The 19,567-nt window shown below is 66.2% G+C and carries 11 protein-coding genes; 7 read left to right on the top strand and 4 right to left on the bottom strand.

Translation table 11 applies throughout. The features are described from left to right. The 3 genes from VFQ05_13705 to VFQ05_13695 form a co-directional block, all read left to right on the top strand. Nucleotides 1-877, top strand: an 877-nt coding sequence (locus VFQ05_13705) for a prolyl oligopeptidase family serine peptidase (GenBank protein HET9327816.1), incomplete at its 5' end; no start/stop codon positions are given. A 213-nt stretch (nt 878-1,090) separates the two neighbouring features. Next, a complete protein-coding gene (locus VFQ05_13700; GenBank protein HET9327815.1) occupies nt 1,091-2,548 on the top strand; it encodes an FG-GAP-like repeat-containing protein in 1,458 nt (485 codons plus the stop codon). 177 nt (nt 2,549-2,725) lie between these two features. Further along, on the top strand, nt 2,726-4,285 hold the full coding sequence (locus tag VFQ05_13695; protein HET9327814.1) for a FlgD immunoglobulin-like domain containing protein: 1,560 nt from the start codon (nt 2,726-2,728) through the stop codon (nt 4,283-4,285). 103 nt (nt 4,286-4,388) lie between these two features. Here VFQ05_13695 and VFQ05_13690 read toward each other — a convergent pair whose 3' ends face one another. From VFQ05_13690 to VFQ05_13680, 3 genes are read right to left on the bottom strand one after another with little or no spacing between them, the layout of a single operon-like run. Beyond that, complete coding sequence (locus VFQ05_13690; GenBank protein ID HET9327813.1) at nt 4,389-5,771, bottom strand: 1-acyl-sn-glycerol-3-phosphate acyltransferase; 1,383 nt, start codon at nt 5,769-5,771, stop codon at nt 4,389-4,391. 34 nt (nt 5,772-5,805) lie between these two features. Further along, nucleotides 5,806-8,283, bottom strand: coding sequence for a PBP1A family penicillin-binding protein (locus VFQ05_13685; GenBank protein HET9327812.1), 2,478 nt, complete (start codon nt 8,281-8,283; stop codon nt 5,806-5,808). An 8-nt stretch (nt 8,284-8,291) separates the two neighbouring features. Continuing rightward, nucleotides 8,292-10,139: an ABC transporter ATP-binding protein gene (locus VFQ05_13680; GenBank protein HET9327811.1), complete on the bottom strand. Its 1,848-nt coding sequence runs from the start codon at nt 10,137-10,139 to the stop codon at nt 8,292-8,294. 272 nt (nt 10,140-10,411) lie between these two features. On the opposite strand from VFQ05_13680, the gene VFQ05_13675 reads away from it, so the two are divergent. The 4 genes from VFQ05_13675 to VFQ05_13660 all read left to right on the top strand — a co-directional run bounded on the left by VFQ05_13675 (nt 10,412) and on the right by VFQ05_13660 (nt 17,407). After that, a complete protein-coding gene (locus tag VFQ05_13675) occupies nt 10,412-12,958 on the top strand; it encodes a FlgD immunoglobulin-like domain containing protein (protein HET9327810.1) in 2,547 nt (848 codons plus the stop codon). A 90-nt stretch (nt 12,959-13,048) separates the two neighbouring features. Continuing rightward, a complete protein-coding gene (locus tag VFQ05_13670; protein ID HET9327809.1) occupies nt 13,049-14,671 on the top strand; it encodes a TldD/PmbA family protein in 1,623 nt (540 codons plus the stop codon). A 2-nt stretch (nt 14,672-14,673) separates the two neighbouring features. Then, the gene (locus VFQ05_13665) at nt 14,674-16,050 is read left to right on the top strand and encodes a TldD/PmbA family protein (GenBank protein ID HET9327808.1); all 1,377 of its coding nucleotides are present in this window, start codon (nt 14,674-14,676) and stop codon (nt 16,048-16,050) included. Nucleotides 16,051-16,216: 166 nt separating this feature from the next. Further along, the gene (locus tag VFQ05_13660) at nt 16,217-17,407 is read left to right on the top strand and encodes a zinc metalloprotease (protein HET9327807.1); all 1,191 of its coding nucleotides are present in this window, start codon (nt 16,217-16,219) and stop codon (nt 17,405-17,407) included. A 134-nt stretch (nt 17,408-17,541) separates the two neighbouring features. On the opposite strand, the gene VFQ05_13655 is transcribed toward VFQ05_13660, so the two are convergent. Next, on the bottom strand, nt 17,542-19,567 hold a 2,026-nt coding region (locus VFQ05_13655), incomplete at its 5' end, for a tetratricopeptide repeat protein (protein HET9327806.1).

The following is a 19,567-nucleotide window of genomic DNA, read 5'->3' as shown; positions in this document are numbered from 1 at the left end:
GCGCCGCAGCGAGTGGTGGAAGGCGCCGGCGCCGGTCTCGGCGAACCGCTACGAAGTGCGCCAGGTCTGGTTCGTCTCCAAGGACGGGACCCGCGTGCCGATGTTCGTGGGCCACAAGAAGGGGCTGAAGCTCGACGGGAGCAATCCGACGCTGCTCACCGGGTACGGCGGGTTCAACAGCAGCCAGCGGCCGGCGTACTCGGCGCGTGCAGCCTTGTGGATGGAATCCGGGGGCGTCTACGCATTGGCCAATCTGCGCGGCGGCGACGAGTTCGGTGAGCCCTGGCACAAGGCCGGAATGCTGGCCAACAAGCAGAACGTCTTCGACGACTTCATCGCCGCGGCGGAATGGCTGATCCAGAAGCGCTACACCCGCAGCGATCGCCTGGCGATCTCGGGCCGCAGCAACGGCGGGCTCCTGGTCGGCGCCGCGCTCACCCAGCGTCCCGAGCTCTTCGGCGCGGTGTGGTGCGGTTACCCGCTGCTCGACATGGTCCGCTACCACCGCTTTCTCGTGGCGCGTTACTGGGTGCCGGAGTACGGCTCGTCGGATGACGCCGAGCAGTTCAAGACGCTGCTCGCCTACTCGCCCTATCACCACGTGAAGCCCGGCACGAAGTATCCGGCCGTGCTGTTCGTGACCGGCGACTCCGATACCCGCGTCGCGCCGCTCCACGCGCGCAAGATGACGGCCCTGCTCCAGGCTTCGACCGGCTCCGACCGGCCGGTCCTGCTCCACTACGACACCAATTTCGGTCACGTGAGCGGCCAGCCGATCACCAAGCAGATCGACGACTTGACGACCGAAGTGCAGTTCCTGCTCTGGCAGCTCGGCGTGCTGAAGTCCGAGGGCGTGGCCGAGCGCTCGGCGCGCTAGCGATTCGTTCGATCCCGCATCCGGACGAGTCGCGCTGCACAAACGAGTCCTGTGAAGCGCATGAGTTACCGGTAGACGACCCCGGGACCCGGAACTACGATTTCGCCTCCACGGAACCGGTGAGGCTGGCATTCCGCCGCCGACTCCCCGCTGGTCCTGCCCAACTCCTCATCTCTTCGGGCAATGAGGAGAGCCCCTCGTTGGAGGTGACCCATGCGTTCCGCTCCGTTTCGTTTCTTGCTTCTGCCCGTCGCCGGTCTCTGCGTGGCATTGGCCGCGTCGCCCGCGCGCAGTACGGGATTCACGCAATCGTGTTTCGATGTGTACGGATCTCCTGGCCACGTCGTCGCCGATTTCAACAATGACGGCAACGTCGACGTCGCGCTCAGTCCCGGAACCGGCGTGGGGACAGGGTTCACCACGCATGCATTGATCAACGTGTACCTGGGCGATGGTCTCGGCAGCTTCACGTTCTCGACCCAGGTCTCCACACTGGGCCAGGTCATCTACCTGACTGCGGCGGACGTGAACAACGACGGCAACCAGGACCTGATCAATACCGGGGACTACACTGGCCCGTTCTCGATCAATCTGGGCAACGGCAACGGCACGTTCCAACCGGCCCAGGCGGTCGCCGGCGCAGGCGATGATGGACTCGCCCTCGACGACCTGAATGGGGACGGATTTCTCGACCTCATCACCGGGGAAGACAAATTCACGGTCGTGCAATTCAACCAGGGCAACGGGACCTTCGGAGCCGGCACCGACTATCGGACCGGGTTCTACGCACGCGCCATCACCACGGCGGACGTGAACGGCGACGGGCTGCGTGACATCGTCGAGCTCACGATCGCCAACCCGTCCAAGGCCGTCGTGGTCGTTCTCCTCAACGAGGGAGGCGGCATCTTCGGAATGAGGAGCAAGTTCACCATGGCCGGTTCAGGCTACCCGGGTCGGGGAATCGGACTCGGCGACTTCGACGAGGACGGAGACCTCGACGTCGCCATACCACGGCTGTCGGGTGGCGGGGTCAGCGTGGCGTTCGGAGACGGCACCGGGAACTTCGGCTCGTCCGTCAATTACCCGATGGCGGGGATGTCGAACCATGTCGACTTGGGCGACGTCAACGGGGACGGCAACCTCGACATCGTGGTGGGCAACCACGCGGCGAGCCCGAGCAGCCCGACCGGAACCGTCACCGTGCTCAACGGAAACGGCAGCGGTGGCTTCACCGTGGGCAACGTCATCCCGGTGAACTTCGGGCTCGGCCTCGCCGTTGCCGACGTCAACGAAGACGGCAATCCCGACATCGTGGAGGATAGCTGTGTCCTGCTGAACGACGGCACGCCCGCCGCCGCAGCCATGACGCGCGCGATCGCGACGGACGGCAGCGCGGGGGGCCCCGATCTGACCGCGTCCTTCTCGCCAAATCCCATCCGCGATCGCGGTGTGCTGGCATTCCGCCTGCCGAAGGACGGGGAAGTGTCGATTCACCTCTACGACATCCGTGGCCGGCGCGTGCAGACGCTGGCGGATGGATGGATGGCGGCCGGACCGCACACGGTGGAACTGAATCGCCGCACCGCAGGTCTTTCGAACGGTGTGTACTTCTACCGGATCGAGACGGAAGGCGCCCAGAAGTCTGGAAGGCTCGTGATCGCCAACCCGTAAGCGCTCGCTGTGACGATCGGCGGTGGTGCCCTGTCGGCTCCACCGCCGAATCACTCGATCCGGAACCGGAAGAGGCCGTGCGTCGAGACGAGGCCATGCGATCGCGCTTGACGCTCCACGAATGTGGCGAGATGGTTCCCGCTGGCCGGTGGAAAGGTGTGCGCCATGATCCCCCCGATGCGCCGAACATTCGTTCTTCTCCTGCTCGGAACGCTCTGCGTTCTTCCCGTCGCGGCGTCGGCCGCGCCACTTCCGGTGCTGTGGTCTCTCAACCCGCCGGCCCCATGTGTCGAAGACAGCGTGGTCCTCGTCTTTCGGGGATACATGCCCATCTGGGATCAGGATCCCTTCTATAACAATTGGGTCGTCATGTATCGCGACTCCATCGCGCGGATCGCGCGCACCGGACCTGAGACCTTCGTGGTACGGACGGTATATCGTCCGGACCGCTGGCACGGCCCTGACGGTTACTTTGGCGTCCCGTTCGGCCTCGGTCGCCTCCCCGCAGGCTCGCACCACCTGACCATCGAGCATCACCAGCTGACCCAAATGCTCAATGGCTCTCTCGACAGCACCGTTACTTCCAGTGCTTTCGACTTCGAAGTCGCGCCCAGTTGTCCGCCCATCCCGGAGGTCTCCATCCCCAATCTTCCGTGGGCTTCCAGCGCCTCCGTCACTCCGGATCCGTGCCCATGGAAGCCGATGACGCTGTCGATGGTCGGGTCGTTCGCCAATAGTTGCGGCCGAGTGCTGCTCGCGGCGACGGATGATTCGGCGAATGTTCGGCTCGTGACTCGGCTCTTTCCGGACCTCCGCAATGTGGGATGCCTCGACTGGGATCCGCCGCGGACCGTGACGTTTCCTCTTGGCCTTCCTGCACCGGGGACCCACTCCATCAAAGTGGCGTTCCTCCAGCGGGGCCTCAACTACCGATGGCCTCCCAGGCCTCCCGAGCGTTACGTGGGGGTGATGAACGTGTCGGTGCCGCCAACGTGCGGCTCACTTCCCGAGCGCGCGGCGCTTCCTTACGTCACGGGCGTCGGCGTGCTCTCGGCAGGCACCTGCGCGAGCTCGGACGCACCCGCGCCAGGCCCGGGGATCCCGGTCGCCATCCGCGGGGTGTTCCCGCGTGGCTGTCTCCGAGTGCAAGGTGTCGAGCTCAGGACCAATCCTCTCGGCCTGCAGCCGCCCTTGGTGAGGGTGGTCGTCGCGAACGACGAATGCGAGGGTCTGTCGTGCCTGGAGAGCGACGTTCCCTGGTGCGTTGAAACCCGGATTCCCTCCCTGCCCGAAGGTCGCTATGCGCTGCCAATCGAGGTGGTGCAAACCGGTTGTTTCGAGAGCCTCGGGCCGGGCTCGGTCATGGACGCCTTCACTTTCGACGTTCCAAGATCGTTTGCGGCCGCCGGTGACGAAGGAACCGTCGGGGTAGGCTCCAGGGAGCCGGTCCCAGCGGGCTGGCTGTCGGATCCGTGGCCCAATCCCTCTTCAGGCAGGGTGGCATTCCGTCTTTCGGTCCCCACAGGCAACCCATGGCGGGCCGCGATCTACGACCTCTCGGGGCGGCTCGTGCGAAGGCTCCACGACGGCGACTCGAGCGCCGGCTCGATCACGCTGACCTGGGATGGCCGAGACCTGAATGGCTCTCCCGTGCCGGACGGGGTCTACTTCCTTCGCGCATCTCTCGATGGAAAGTCGGTCTCGCGCCGACTCGTCAGACTTCGCGGCTTCGACTGAGCGTGTGGCTCAACGCTCGATAGGATCGCCCACGGCACGGCCGACAACTCGCACAAGAGATAGTCCGCGAGCCGCCGCTTCACCCGCGGATCGTGTAGCAGGCTCATCGTGAACTCAGCACGGGTTCGCGGCCGGCTTCGTAATCGCTTCGGGCCTGCTCGAAGAGCTCGATGAGCTCTTGACGGTCCCTGCGAAGGAGCGCGACCCGCCGGCGGCTGGATGCCTTGAGCCAGACCAGGCGGATGCGCTGACGCTGGTGGCTGAGCCACTGGAAATAGGCCAGCGCATGGAGCCCCAGGGCCAGGAAGACGAGGAGAACGGCGGCCATGGCGCGCGGCGGTAACTCGAGCCCGTGCCAGAGTCCGGCGCCGATCGCCGCGTACCAGGCCGGGAACAGGACGATGCCGACCGCGATACGCGCCGCCGCGACGCGGGTGGGATCCTTGACCAGCCGCGCCGTCTCGCCGCTGATGCGGTAAGGCACGTAGTGAATCAGTCCACCGGCGAGAGCAGGCACGAGTCCGATCAGGCCGAGCAGGACCAGCCGGACTCGTTCATGAATCCGGCGTTCTGCCGGCAGCATCTCGCGCACCGCGCGGTCGTCGAGCTGCAGCGCCTCGAGCCTGCGCTCGTAGCGGCGGATACGGCGCCAGGCCCGCGCGATCCGGTCGGGATCGGTGCGCGCGAAGTAGTCCACGTACTCCGCGATGCCGCGCGCGATCGCCACGTCGTGGCTGATCGCGACATGGGGGCGAACGTCCTCCCGGTACAGGCGTTCTACCGCGGCCACCAGCTCGACGCGATCGACATGAGGCACGTTCAGGATCAGCTTCTCGAGCGCGAGCTGGATCTGGTCGGTGAGCGCGCGGACCGCGGCTTGATCGTCGTAGCCCGCCTGCTCGCGGAAGGGCGCCAGGTCGATCGGCCGGCCGATCGAGACCCATACGTCCGACTGGAACCCGGTGCGATCCGCGAAATGAAGTCCGACCGGCAGCAACGCGAGCCGGCCCTGCTGTCCCGGCCTTGAATCCTGCGCGAGGGCCAGCCGAGCAGCTCCGGTCTTGATCTTCACGATGCTGCGATCGGTGAGGCTCGTCCCTTCGGGAAAGATCAGCACGCCGCCGTCGCGATCCAGGATCTCGTGGCAGGCACGGAACGTGTCGTCGTTGCGGCTCATCTTGCTCGGGTCGTCCTCACGGCGATAGACGGGCAGCGTCCCGCACAGCCGGAGTCCGAATCCGCGGATCCAGGGCTTGAAGATCGGCGCCATCGCCAGGAAGTGCAGCCGACGCGTCATGGCGGCGCCGAGCACGATGACGTCGGTGAACGACGCGGGATGGTTCGCCACCACCAGCAATGGGCTCCGCGCCGGGATGCGATCGGCGTTGCGCACGTCGATCCGCCGGAAATAGACGCGCGCTGCCGTGCCCAAGACGATACGCGCGACATAATAGCCGGGCGCTGCGACCCGTTCGGCCAGGGACATCGAACGCGCAGTGTAGCGAAGCCGGCGGCCTGGGTCAGCGGTCGTGGTCGTCGGGATCGGGCGGAGGCGGCGGCGCGAAGTACTCCTCCATTGCGTTCTCTTCCTCCTCCGCGGCGATGCTGTCAGCAATGGCCTGGCGGGCGTAGTACTCGGCCCACTCACCGGCGTGGTCGCGAGAGCAGGGGCGGCGCGGGACGCTTCCGCGAATGAAAGGCACCCGCATCGGACTCAGACAGTCCTGGCGCGCGAGGCCGCCCGTCCACGGGTCGATCCATGCCTGCTCGAGCAGGCCGCTGCCCTCGAAGTCGCGCTCGGGGAATCCTTCGAGCATCCGGTGCGCGATCCCGGCCCACACCGGGATCGCGATCTGCGCCGCGGGGCGGGCCAGGCTCTGGGGCGTGTCGTAACCCACCCAGACGCCGGCCACGATGTCCGGTGTGAAGCCGATGAACCACGCGTCCTTGTATTCGTTCGTGGTTCCCGTCTTGCCGCCCACGCCGCGAGTGAAGCCGTAGCTCTTCCGCAGCGGATAGGCGACGCCGAAGATCACGACGTCCTCGAGCAGGCCGGTCATCAGCGCAGCGGTCTGTCGCGGAAGCACGCGGGTGGCGTTGGACGCGACGGATGCCACGGTCTTGCCACGGCCATCGATCACGACCCGGACCGGGGAAGGCGCGCGCTTCCATCCACCGTTGGGGAAGCAGGCATAGGCATTGGTGAGCTGGAGAAGCGTCACCTCGGTGGTGCCGAGCCCAATGCTCGGCACCGCCTTGAGCCCTTCGACGCCGAGGCGCGCGACCTCGCGCGCCACGACCGGTGGTCCCACCGCTTCCACCAGGTTGGCGGTCGCCACGTTGATCGAGTGAGCCAGCGCCTTGGCGATCGTCACCGACTCGTGATAGCGCCCGTCGTCGTTGCGCGGCGACCAGGGTCCTTCAGGCGTGTCGAACTCGCGGCGCAGATCCGCGAGCGTCGAGGCCGGCGTGAAGGCGCCGGGCCCGCGCTCGAGCGCCGACGCGTAGACCAGCGGCTTGATCGCCGAGCCCGGCTGGCGGCGCGCCTGGGTGGCGCGGTTGAACGAGCCGGTGGTCGGGCGTCGACCGCCGACCATCGCCCTCACGTAGCCCGTGGCCGGATCGATCGCCACGAACGCGCCCTCGAGCGGCTCGGCCATCCGTCCGCGCCAACGTTCCTGGTCCGCCAGGCCCTCGGCGAGCGCGCGCTCGGCGTCGATCTGCCAGACCGGATCGATCGTGGTGAGGATCGCCAGGCCGCGCTGCGCGAGCGCGCCCTTGGGGAGCGATCCCGCGGTGCGCTGCTCGAGCCACTCGCGCACGTAGCTCGCCACGCTGGGGAAGTGCTCGGGCGGCACGGGTCCGCGGCGAACGCCGAGCGGGAGCTTCTTGGCGCGCCGCCCGGTCGCCGCGTCGATCGATCCGGCGGCGACCATGTCGTCGATCACGTTGTTGCGGCGCTCGCGGGCGCGGCGCGGATCCCGGAACGGTGAGGTGGCATTGGGCGAGGGGATCATGCCGGCGAGCAACGCCGCTTCTCTCAGTCGCAGCGAGTCCACCGGCTCGTTGAAGTACCAGCGCGCCGCTTCGGCGATGCCGCCGACGCCACCCCCGTCGGCGCGTCCCCAATAGACCATGTTCAGGTACATCTCGAGGATCTGGTCCTTGGAGAGCAGGATCTCGAGGCCGACGGCCAGGAAGATCTCGCGCAGCTTGCGGTCCCAGGTGCGCTGAGGACCCAGGAAGAGCCCGCGGGCGAGCTGCTGCGTGATCGTGCTGCCGCCCTGGCGCACCGCGCCGGCTCGCAGGTTGACGAGCAGCGCGCGGAAGTTCGAGCGCAGATCGAGCCCGCTGTGCTTGTAGAAGCGCCGGTCCTCGCTCGCGACCACCGCCTGGCGCACCACCTTGGGCACTCGCGACAGCGGCACCCAGGTGCGGCGGATCCTGTGGTCGTCCATGATCAGGGAGGCGACGACCGGCTCGAGCCGCGGCGCGCTGCCGCGGTCGGGAGGCAGGTCGCCTTCGCGTCCTCCCAGGCGGTGGACGCGCGCCAGCGTGCCATTGCCGATCTCCAGCAACACCCGCTCGGGCCCCCCATGTCCAGCCGGGTCCTGCGTGTCGCGGAAGCCCCGGGTGAAGATCGCAATTCCTCTCGACCCCACGGCCCAGGTTCCCGGTTCGCGCGGCTCGTGTGCCACCTGCCGGTAGCCACGCAGCGCCAGCTGGTGGCGCAGGTACGGGAACGGCATGGTGCGGCCCCGGACGAACGGCACGCCCGCGGTGTACAGCCGCGAGGGGAAGGACCACGAGGGCCCGGTGGCGTGGCGGGCGCGCAGCGCGTCGATCTTCGCCGCGAGCGGAATCAAGAGCAGCGCGCCGGTGAGCAGGAGCACCAGGACGACGGCGGCGGTCGTCCACAGCCGGGGGTGACGGAGGAAGATCGCGCGTGCCGTCTCGAGGCGTCCTGGAGGGCCGGACTTTGCCTTGGGGGCCGCCATCCGCGCGCCTAGTCGGCTCGAATGGCTTCACCCGCTTCGCGCGGCACGACCGCTTGTGGCAGCTCGGGCGTGAAGTCCTCGCCCGGGTTGATGAAGCGGTCGAGCTCGAAGCGGTACTGCTTGTCGTAGAGCTGGCGGTAGCGCCCGGCCTTCGTCAGCAGCTCCTCGTGGGTTCCCTGCTCCACGATCTCGCCGCCTTCGAGCACCAGGATCTGATCGGCGCTCTGGATCGTCGACAGCCGGTGGGCGATCACGAACGTGGTGCGTCCCTGCCGCAGGGCGCGCAGGCCTTCCTGGATCATGCCTTCGCTCTCGCTGTCGAGGCTCGAAGTGGCCTCGTCGAGGATGAGGAGCTTGGGATCCGCGAGAATCGCGCGCGCGATCGCCACACGCTGCCGCTGCCCGCCCGAGAGCTTGATGCCGCGCTCGCCGACCACGGTCTCGTAACCCTTCGGGAAGTCCAGGATGAACTCCTCGCAGTGCGCGATCCGGCTGGCGGCGCGGATATCCTCGAGCGTGGCCCCGGGCCGCGAAAAGGCGATGTTCTCCGCCACCGTGCCGTCGAACAGGAAGTTGTCCTGGAACACCGCGCCCAGATGCGACCGGTAGTCCTCCAGCTTCACCGTCGAGAGGTCGCGGCCGTCGACCATCACGCGGCCTGAGAGCGGCCGGTTGAACGCCATGACCAGACTGATCAGCGTGCTCTTCCCGGAGCCGCTCGAGCCGACCAGCGCCGTGGTCGAGCCCGGCCGGGCATGGAAGCTCACGTTCCTGAGCACGGGCTGGCCCGGGTTGTACTCGAAGGTGACGTTCTCGAACAGGACGTCGCCGCGCAATGTCTCGAGCGGCTGGCGCTCCGCGTCGTCGGCGAGCTCGGAAGGCGTCGAGCGCAGCTCGCGAATGCGATCGAGCCCGGCGAACGCCTCGGTGATCTGCGTGCCGATCGAGGCGATGTTGACGAGCGGGGCCGCCACCAGCCCGGTGAAGAACACGTACATCACGAAGTCGCCGAGCGTCATGCGCCCGTCGAGGATCGCGCGTCCGCCCATCAAGGTCATGATCACGCCGACCACGCCGAGGATCACCGACGTGAACGCCATGACGGCGGAGACGCCGGTCACCGTGGTGGCGACGTTGCGGAACAAGCGGTGGATGCCGCGCGCGAACGTGAGCTGCTCGCGTCGCTCGGCGGTATAGGCCTTGACGATGCGGATCCCGCCGAGCGACTCGGCGAGACGTCCGGTGACTTCGCCCTGGATCTTGCCGCGCTGGCGGAAGACCGGACGCAGACGGGAGAACGCGATCGACATGCCGATGCCGAACGACAGCATGATCGAGAGCGTGATCAAGGTGAGGTGCCAGTTGAGGTAGAGAAGAACCCCGAACGCCATGACCGCCGTCAGCAGCCCTCCGGCGAGCTGCACCAGACCGGTGCCGACCAGGTTCCGGATCCCCTCGGCGTCGTTCATGATCCGCGAGATCAGGATGCCGGTCTGCGTCGAGTCGAAGTAGCGCACCGGAAGCCGGGAGACGTGCTCCAGGATTCCCCGCCGCATGTCGGTGATGGCGCGCTGCGCGGCGACTCCGAGCACCTGCGACAGCGCGAACCCCGTGGACGCCTGGATCAGCGAAGCGGCCCCCGAGGCGAGGGCGAGCCATGGGAGGAGGTGGGTCTGGCGCTTCCCGATCACATCGTCGATCAGGAACTTGGAGCTGGCGGGCAGCACGAGCCCCGCAACCTGCGAGATCAGCATCAGGAGGAGCCCCAGGCCCAGCCGGCCGCGGTTCTTCCAGGCCAGGTCGCGGGCCTCGGCCCAGGCATTGCCGAGTTGGATGGGCGGACGTTTGGCGCTCATCGGATCAGCCATCTTAGACGTTTTGGATCATCGAAGGGTCGAAGGCGCGGCAAAGGCTGTGACCGGGCGCCGTTTGGGAGGGTTGTCTATCCAGGAGTCCCCCCGCCTTGGCGGCACACGCGGGCAGTGGGGACGCGGGCGAAACGATGGCTTTCGGGCGATCGCCGCGAGATGATGGCGCCCTTCGCGGCTCGGAAGCCGACCGGGTCTGAGGAGTGGTCGTGATCCGTCGCCGTTCACCTCTGTGGTTTGTGGGCTCCGCTTTCGGAGCCATGTGGCTCGCCTCCCTGGCGCTCCTGGCGCCTCCGGTCGCCGCGAGCGCCGGTTCCGATTCCACGATCAACGCGGTCTACCCGCCGGCGCCGTGCACGAGCGACACGGTCAGGGTGCTGGTGCAGGGCTTTCTGCCGACCCCCTGCGATTCGTTCATCGGGGCTTTCAAGGTGAATGATCGCACCGTCCGGAGGCTCACCCAGACCTACTTCACAAGGCAGTGCTTCGCCGCGCCTTTCCAGTTCTTCTCGGTTCCCGTGGTCATGGGGCGTTTCCCCGCAGGGACGCAGGAGATCGAGATGGAGAACTGGGTCATCATCCGAGACGAGTCTGGCGCCCCTGTGGACACGACCAAATCGAGCTTCACGCTGAGGTTCGAGGTTGCCGAGACCTGCCCTCTTCCTAGCGTGCCAGCCGGGAAGCTGCCCTTCGTCGTCTCGGTCACCGCGGTTCCGAATCCGCCCTGTCCGAACCAACCCACCACGCTCCGCCTGCAAGGCGTCTTCATGAATGATTGCTCCAGCGTGGTCTCCGTGGACTCCTTGGGCCTCTCGTTGATGATCGCACCCTATCCGCCCGTGACCAGCCCGTGTGCTCCGGTCCTGGTGCCGTGGAGCGTGGATCTTCCGCTCGGCCTCCTGGCCGCAGGTCACCACGCGGTCAGGGTGCGGATGACGGTGCTCGGATCGGACGATGCACATCCCCCCCTTCCGACGCTGACCTATGACGGCGTATTCACGTTCGACGTTCCAAGGGACTGCAACCAGACGGAGCGGTTGCCATACGTCGATTTCATCCAACTCAGCGGAAAGCCGGCCTCGACCGGCGGGATCTGCGAAGGTGACAGCATCCTCGTCACATTGGGAGGGACCTTCCCCAGCTCCTGCTTCGAAGTCGATAGCCTCATCAGCTTCGAAGGCCCCTGGATGGGGCCGATGCCGATGCCGCAGATCGTCCGTCTGGTGGTGAGCGATCAGGGGTGCAGCCGAATTGCGTGTCCCGCGGTCCTTCAGCCCTGGACCCGCTCGATCACGATTCCCGGGCTGCCGCGCGGCTCTTATGGACTCCATGTCGAGGAATACCGGACGCTCGGCTGTCCGCCGATCGAGGATCGCCACGTCACGGGTGTGCCGTTCCATGTGGCGCCGGCCGAGAGCTGCGTGGTGCAGCCGTACCGATGCATCCGTCCCGGCTGGGGTCCCTATGCGAACGAGATGTGTTCGGCGTTCGTGGCGCCCGGGGACACGGCGAATGTCATCCTCGATATCCGATCGCCGGTCGCGCTGGCCGGGCTCGAAGGCCGGCTCTACGTCCATGGAGATGCCGCGGGCGCTCGAATCGTCGGCCTCGAGCCCGTGGGCGCCGCGGCCGGCATGCAGCTTTCATGGTCGCCAACCCAAGACGGGGCGCATTTCGTGATGTACGCCCTCGACGGAACTCGGATCCCTGGCCACTCGCCCTTGGATCAGGCCACTTCTCCCGTACTGCTCGTGAAGGTGAAGCTCGAGCCTCAGAGCCAGGCGTCCCGCATCGAGGTGTCGACGAGATGGAGCCTGCTGGGATCCGACGGGGATGGTCAGGGAGTTCCGGAGTGCGCGGTCCGCGGCCAGAAGCCGGCGACGGCCGTGATCTGCGTCGGCAGGGGCGAGTGCGACCGCAACGAGGATGGCCGGCTGGACGTGCGAGATCTGGTCCTGATGGTGCGCTGCATCCAATCCGACATCGGTTGCCTCGCGGACATGACGGATCTCGATTGCGACGGCGATGGCGAGACGAACGTCAATGACGTGCTGTGTTGCGCCAGCGAGCTCTTGCGCGGGCCGGGCTGCCCGGCCTGTCCAGTGGACACGGTGCGTGCGGCGCCCGAGGTCTCGGTTCGTTTCGGCGCAGCCCGCCGCACCGCGAGCGGCATGGACGTTCCCGTGCAGATTCACGGATCGTTCTCGATCGGCGCGGCCCGGCTCGTGATCCGCTTCCCTTCGGATCGGTTCGTCGTGGGCGCCGTGGCAGGTCGGCCTGGGTGGCTCCAGCTCCACCAGACCCGCGGCAACGAGCTGACCCTCGGAATCATCAACGGGTTTGGGCCTGTTCCGGCGAACGTCTACACCGGCGAGCCGCTCGAGCTGACGCTGCGATTGACCTCGCGCGGCGGCGTGGAACCAGGCGGCAGGTTGGTGGTGACCGAGGGCGACTTCAGCGGCATCGACGGCGTCAAGCTCCGCGTCGACCTCGGCGAGCCCCAGCTGACGCTGGGCGCGGAAGGCGCGGTGTCTCTCTCGGCCGCACAGCCCAATCCATTCGATGGCTCGACCCGGTTCAGCGTGCAAATGGAGCGTCCGGGTCTGCTGGACGTCGGGATCTACGACCTGGCCGGGCGGCGGATTGCCACCTTGTTCCACGGGCCAGCGGAAGCTGGCGCGCGGGCCTTCACCTGGGACGGGCGCACGGACGACGGAACCCCGACCGCCGGAGGCGTTTACTTCTACCGCGCGGTCACCGCGGGTCATTCGGTCACCCGAAAGATGGTGATGCTCCGCGGTAGGTAGTGGGGTCGCGGTTCGCCGTGTGAGACCGGGGCCGGCTGTGCTAGCGTTCCGGCCTCGCGTCTTCGCAGCCACAGGTTCCGGAGGGTTGCCGTGACCCTGTCTCGCCGCCAGTTCCTGCGCGCGATCGGTCTCACCACCGGCGCGCTCACCATCGGCAATGCGCTCGAAGGGCCGTTCCTCTCCATCCAGCGCCTCGAAGCGGCGCCGCTCAGCGCCGCGGAGCTCAAGGCCCTTGCCGACGTCGCGCTCGACCGCGCGAAGAAGCTGGGCTGCACCTACGCCGACATCCGGATCAATCGCTATCGAAACCAGATCGTGTCGCTGCGCACCAGCCCCGATCGCGCCAGTGGAACCACGAGCGGCAAGGTCAACCACGTCCCGTCGGTGATCGAGAGCGAATCGTTCGGGTTCGGAGTGCGAGTGATCCATTCGGGAGCGTGGGGCTTCGCCGCCAGCCCCGCCGTGCATCGAGACCAGATCGGCAAGATCGCCGCTCAGGCGACGTCCATCGCCAAGGCGAACTCCGCCCTGCGACGCCGTCCGGTCCAGCTCGCGCCGGTGCCGGCCTACCAGGACCGCTATGTCACGCCGTTCCAGCGCAACCCCTTCGACGTGCCGATCGAGGAGAAGCTGGACTACCTGCAGCGATCCAACGCCGCGGCCAAGAAAGTGTCGGGCGTCAGCACGGTGAACGCCTCGATGTGGTTCCGCACCGAGGACAAGTACTACGCCTCCACCGACGGCTCGTACATCCAGCAGCTCATCGTCCAGACGGCGCCCTCGATGAGCGCGACCGCGGTGGATCTGTCGAGCCGTAAGACCAAGACGCGCAACTTCCAGGTTCAGCCGGTCACGGGCGGCTACGAGCACATCGAGCGCTGCAAGATGGTCGACCAGGCCGGCCGCGTGGGCGCCGAAGCCGTCGAGCACCTTGCCGCGCCGTCGGTCAGTCCCGGAGTGAAGGACCTGATCCTCCTGCCCTCGCACCTCTGCCTGACGATTCACGAGAGCATCGGCCATTCCACCGAGCTCGATCGCGCGCTCGGCTACGAAGCGAACTACGCCGGAACCTCGTTCCTGGCGCCGCCCGCCGAGAAGATGGGGAAGTTCCAGTTCGGTTCGAAGCTGGTGAACGTCCAGGGCGACCGCACGCTGCCCCAGGCGATGTCGACGGTGGGTTACGACGACGACGGCGTGAAGGCCACGTCGTGGCCCATGATCCAGGAAGGCGTCTTCATGGCCTACCAGACCATTCGCGATCAGGCGCACCTGGTGGGCGAGAAGGCATCGCGCGGCTGCTGCTACGCCGAGAGCTTCGACCACATTCCGTTCCAGCGGATGCCCAACGTCTGGCTCAAGGCGGGGCCTGACGGAACCAGCCTCGACGACCTGATCGGCCAGGTCGAGGACGGGGTCCTGATCGATGGTCGCGGCTCGTACTCGATCGACCAGCAGCGCTACAACTTCCAGTTCGGCGGGGACGCCTTCTGGGAGATCAAGGGCGGCAAGAAGACCCGGATGATCGCCGACGTCGCCTACCAGAGCCGCACGCAGGACTTCTGGAACGCCTGCGCGGCGATCGCCGACCAGCGCTTCTGGGAGAACTATGGGCTCACCAACGACGGCAAGGGCCAGCCGAGCCAGGCCAACGCGATGAGCCACGGGTGCGCGCCGGCGCTGTTCCGGCGCATCAACGTGCTGCGCACGGAGTAGCCATGCGTCCGACCGAAGCCGAGTGCCGCCGCCTCACCGAGAAGGCGCTGAGCTATGCGCCCTCGCCCGAGGCCTCGGTCTCGATGACGTTCTCCGAGACGTCGAACACGCGCTTCGCCAACAACGAGATCACGACCTCCGGCGCTTCGGAGTCGATCAACGTGGTCGTCGCGGTGACGCGTGACGGGAGGACCGGCCGTGTCACGCTCAACGAGATCAGCGACGCGGCTCTCGAGCGCGCCATGAAGCGAGCCGGCGAGCTGGCGCAGGTGCTTCCCGCCGATCCGGAATACGTCGGCCCGCTGCCGGCGCAGAAGTACCTTTCGATCGCCGCCTTCGACGAGACGACGGCCAAGTTCCAGGCCGCCGACCGGTTGCCGGGCGTGCGCGCGGTCATCGATCCGGCCGCCGAGCAAAAGATGAACTCCTCAGGGTTCTTCCTCAATGGCTGCAGCACGCAGTGCCTCGCCAACAAGGCCGGAAACTTCGGATACCACCGGTCCACCGATGCCTCGTACAGCGCCACGGTCCGCACCGCGGACGGCACGGGATCGGGGTGGGCCGACGACTCCTCGACGCGCGTGAAGGAAGTGGACGCGCTGGCCCTGGCCAAGCGAGCGCTGCAGAAGGCGAGCGCCTCGGCGAGTCCGAAGGCTCTGGAGCCCGGCGACTACACCGTGGTGCTCGAGCCCGCCGCGGTGGCCGATCTGTTGGGCAACAATCTCACTCAGGCCCTGTCCGCGCGCACCGCCGAGGAAGGCCGTTCCTACTTCTCGAAGAAAGGCGGAGGCACGCTGGTCTCCGAGAAGGTCTTTGGCGACATGGTCACGCTGAAGAGCGATCCCACCGATGCGCGCCGGCCTGGACTTCCGTGGATCACCGCGGGAGGCGGAGGCGGCGGCGGCGGCGGTGGCGGCTTCGGTGGCGGCTTCGCGGGTGACTTCGGAATCGCCACGCGCCCGATCACCTGGATCGAGAAGGGGGTTCTGAAGGGCCTCGCCTACGATCGCTACTGGGCTCACCGCGCCGGCCGCGAGCCCACGCCCGCGCCGACGAGCATGGTGCTCGAAGGCGGCCAGGACACGCTGGAGAAGCTCATCGCTTCCACGGATCGTGGGCTTCTGGTGACGCACTTCTGGTACATCCGCGTCGTCAATCCTCAGACCATGCAGCTCACAGGATTGACCCGAGATGGTCTGTGGCTGATCGAAGACGGAAAGATCTCGCGTCCGGTCATGAACTTCCGCTTCAACGAAAGCCCGGGTGTGCTGCTCAGCAATATCCTGGGCATGACGCCGGCGGTGAGGGCGGGCAACGCCATCGTCCCCGCGATCAAGGCGTCCAACTTCACGTTCTCGAGCCTCAGCGACGCCGTCTAGTTCGCGGACAAGGCGGCGGGTGGTCCTCTCGTAGGGCTCGATTCGCATCTTTCCCATAGCCACGGCGGCATGATTCTGGGAGCATCCATTTCAGAGGCCGGGCGGCACCCGATCGCGACAGACCGGTCGCGTTGTGGACGAACGATTCGTCCGCAGGGAGGGAGCCATGCGACTCCAGGTGCCTCAATTCGCCCACTCCCCCGATTCGGTTTTCATCGTTCTGCTTTGCTGTCTCGCCACAGTGACGTGGACCGGCGAGGCTTTCCCGTCGAGCAACTTCGACGGGCGCGCTTGCGGCACCGTGGAGCCCAGCGCGACCGAAGCTCAGATCATCCAGCAGGAGCTCGAGGAGAAGACCGGCGGCCCAGGAGCCCAATCCGGGGTCGGAGGCATCGTTCGCGTCGCCGTGCACGTTCTCCACAACGGCGTCGAAGGGAACGTCACCGATGCCCAGATCGAAGCGCAGATCCGGGAGCTCAACCTCGACTTCAGCGGCGCCGCGGGCGGCTACGACACCGGCTATCGCTTCGTGCTCGTCTCGGTGGACCGCACACTGAACCCTGACTGGTTCGATATGGTCCAGGGCTCGAACCAGGAGAAGCGCTGCAAGGAAACCCTGGCCATCGATCCCGTGCACACCGTCAACATCTACACCGCCAGGTTCAACGCGCTCGGCTGGTCGACGTTCCCGTGGGGTGTGACCGAGGACAACGTGTACCAGGGAATGGTCGTCCATTACGGCTCGCTGCCCGGCGGCCACATCACGAACTTCAACATGGGGCGCACCGTCACGCACGAGATGGGTCATTACTTCGGTCTCTTCCATACCTTCTTCACCGGCTGCCAGGAGCCCAATGATTTCGTTGCCGACACGCCGGCCCAGGCGGCGCAGACGACCGGGTGCCCGGCCGAGGGAACGGATACGTGTCCGCTGCCCGGTGTGGATCCGATCCACAATTTCCTCGACTACTCCTATGACGCCTGCTACGCGGAATTCACTCCCGGCCAGGACGCTCGCATGGACGGGATGATCAACACCTACAAGCCGAACCTGATCACCTCTCCGCTCGCGGTCTCCGGGGCTTCGAGTCACGGCATCGCGGCGCTGCGCCCCGTGATTCCCAATCCCTCCGGGCCGCGGGTCCAGCTTTCCTTCGCGCTCCGCCAGGAAGCGCGCGTGATCCTGCGGGTCGTGGACCTCTCGGGGAGGATCGTGGCGAAGCTCGTCGACGGTGTGCTTCCGGCGGGGGATCACATGCGGGTGTTCGAAGCAGGACCGGCGGCGAGCGGGATCTATTTCGCCGACCTGACCGCGGCGGGGGAGCGTGTATCGCGACGAGTGGTCGTGACTCGCTAGTACTTTAACTCTCTGCTGAGGAGAAGTCGCGGGGCCTCGGACCGGGCCGGCTCTTTCGAGCCGGCCCGGTGATGATGTAGCTCTCTCCGACTCGTCTCTTCCTCATCGCGAGCAAATGGCCCGTCAGGGTTTCCTTATTGAGCCGCGAGAGAGTCGGCAAGCGCTCGCAGCGACGCACTCGCACCTGCATCAGACTCGCCTAGCGCCGAGCTAAGAAGCCTGAGCGCGCCGGAACGGTCGCCGGAACGGGCTAGACTGATTGCGGTCATCCTGCGCGCCTCCGATGACTGCGGGAACAATGCAAGGTACGCTTCAAACTCTCTGGCTGCTATCGCGTAATGACGCTGCTCAAACTCGGCCAAGCCTAGGAGGTATCTCCGGTCCACGTCGCCAGGCTCCATTTCGATAGCTGTCCGGAAACATTGACTCGCTTCCGCGTACCTCAGTTGTCGGAACCGTATCCTTCCAAGCTGGTCGTAGTGCTGCGCTGTCCCCTCACCATGTCGCATGGCGCGCAGGCACTCCCGCGCGGCATCGTTATACCTACCGAGCGCGTGGTAGGCGTTCGACAGAAGGCCCGCGACATCCGGGTTATCACGGTCTAGCGCACTTGTGGATGTCAGCAGGTTCACGACCTGCTCATACTCACCTGCGTGCAGCAGTTCAGTGGCAATCGCAACCTGGCCGTCTTGACTCGCGGCGCTTGGATGCCGGATCAGACTTTGAGCTACAGCACGTCGTTGTTCCGCTTCTTTCGGCAAGGCGCCTTCAACGAGATACATCGCTGCGCCTTTTCCCGGCGCCGTCGCACGATAGGCCACTTGTCGTAAGCCAGGTACGGTAAGTCCAGAGTCCATCAGCACTGCGAGCTCAGGACGCAATTCCCCTTCAATCGGGGAGACAAAGACAAACCTGGCCCGTGCCTGCTCTGCCGCGATCACCAAATCGGTGAGAGAACGCGCTCTCGGCAGAGGCACATAGTCCATTCCAGAGTAGTAAGCGACGTGCGGCTTCCTTGCCATGACTCGGGTGCCTGGCCGCTGTGTTCCGCGAAACGCGATCGCAACTTCGCGCACCACATGCGGGGTCTGGGCCAAGAGAGTCGCGACCTGGCGAGCAGCGAGGAAGGCAGAGCCCGCGTAAAGGATGGCTACGATTGTCACGCCGGACCACTTGCTTACGGACCACCTAGCCCACTGCCCCTCCTTTGCCTCGGCTGGACTGGCATCTTGTGTCCACAACATCAGGAGCGCTACGCCAGACAGATAGAAGGGCAACAAGTACAGACCGAAACGCGGACTGTAGAAGGCTAGACACAGGAGCAAGTAGGCGAGAGAGAAGTGCGCGATCAGGAAGCCCCGAGCCTTTTGCCGCTGCCAGAGAAGCAGAACGCCGACAATACCCAGGATGCCAAGGGGCACCGGCAGCAGGGTCGACGCGTCCAAGGTCCACCTTGTCGCGATGTTCATGGCCAAGCGACCGGCTACGAGCAACGGGTCTAACCTCAGGACATCGGCATACGAGCGGAAGTACGCCGCTGCCGTGTTGGCGAAGGTTTCCCACGGCGAGCTAGAGCCGTAGATCGCGTATGCCAGATTGAGATAGTTCGTGTCTCTGGGTAGGGCGCCTGTCTTGACGTAGAAGACCGTGAGCCAGCTGACGAGGGGAAGTACAAAACCCGCAAGGTAGGGCAAGAGGCGTCGGATCCTGCTCGGTGACCTGAGAATCAACACAGTCGTCGCAAACGGAAGAAACACATAGTTCGAACGGGTCAGAACTGCCGATGCGGCCAAGGCACCCGCCAGGAAAAGCCTGCCTTTGCCTGCGGCACCTAGGGCCATTGCCGTTGCCGCGAAACCAAGGGCAAGCGCTGGCAAGTCAGTCCCCGCCTCGAGCGTAGCTTGCAAGAACGTTGGGTTGACGAGCACGCCTATCGCAATCACTAGGCCTGCACGCCCGCCGAGTTGTCCACCGAAGCATTTGAAGATTGCCCAAAGTGCCAACGAAGCGGCGAGAGTGTTCACCAGCTTGGCTGCAGCGAACATGTCGCCCGAAACGAGCGGGCCGAGGAAAACGAGCAGAATCGGCAACCCAGGCCCTTTGGTCGTGAAATGGGCCGGGCTTACTACCCCCGATTGGAGCTCCAGAGCCGCGGGAATG

This window comes from Candidatus Eisenbacteria bacterium, assembly GCA_035712145.1.
Taxonomy (GTDB): domain Bacteria; phylum Eisenbacteria; class RBG-16-71-46; order RBG-16-71-46; family RBG-16-71-46; genus DASTBI01.
Note: the sequence above shows the minus strand (reverse complement) of the source record. Positions and strands in the feature narration are given on the sequence as shown.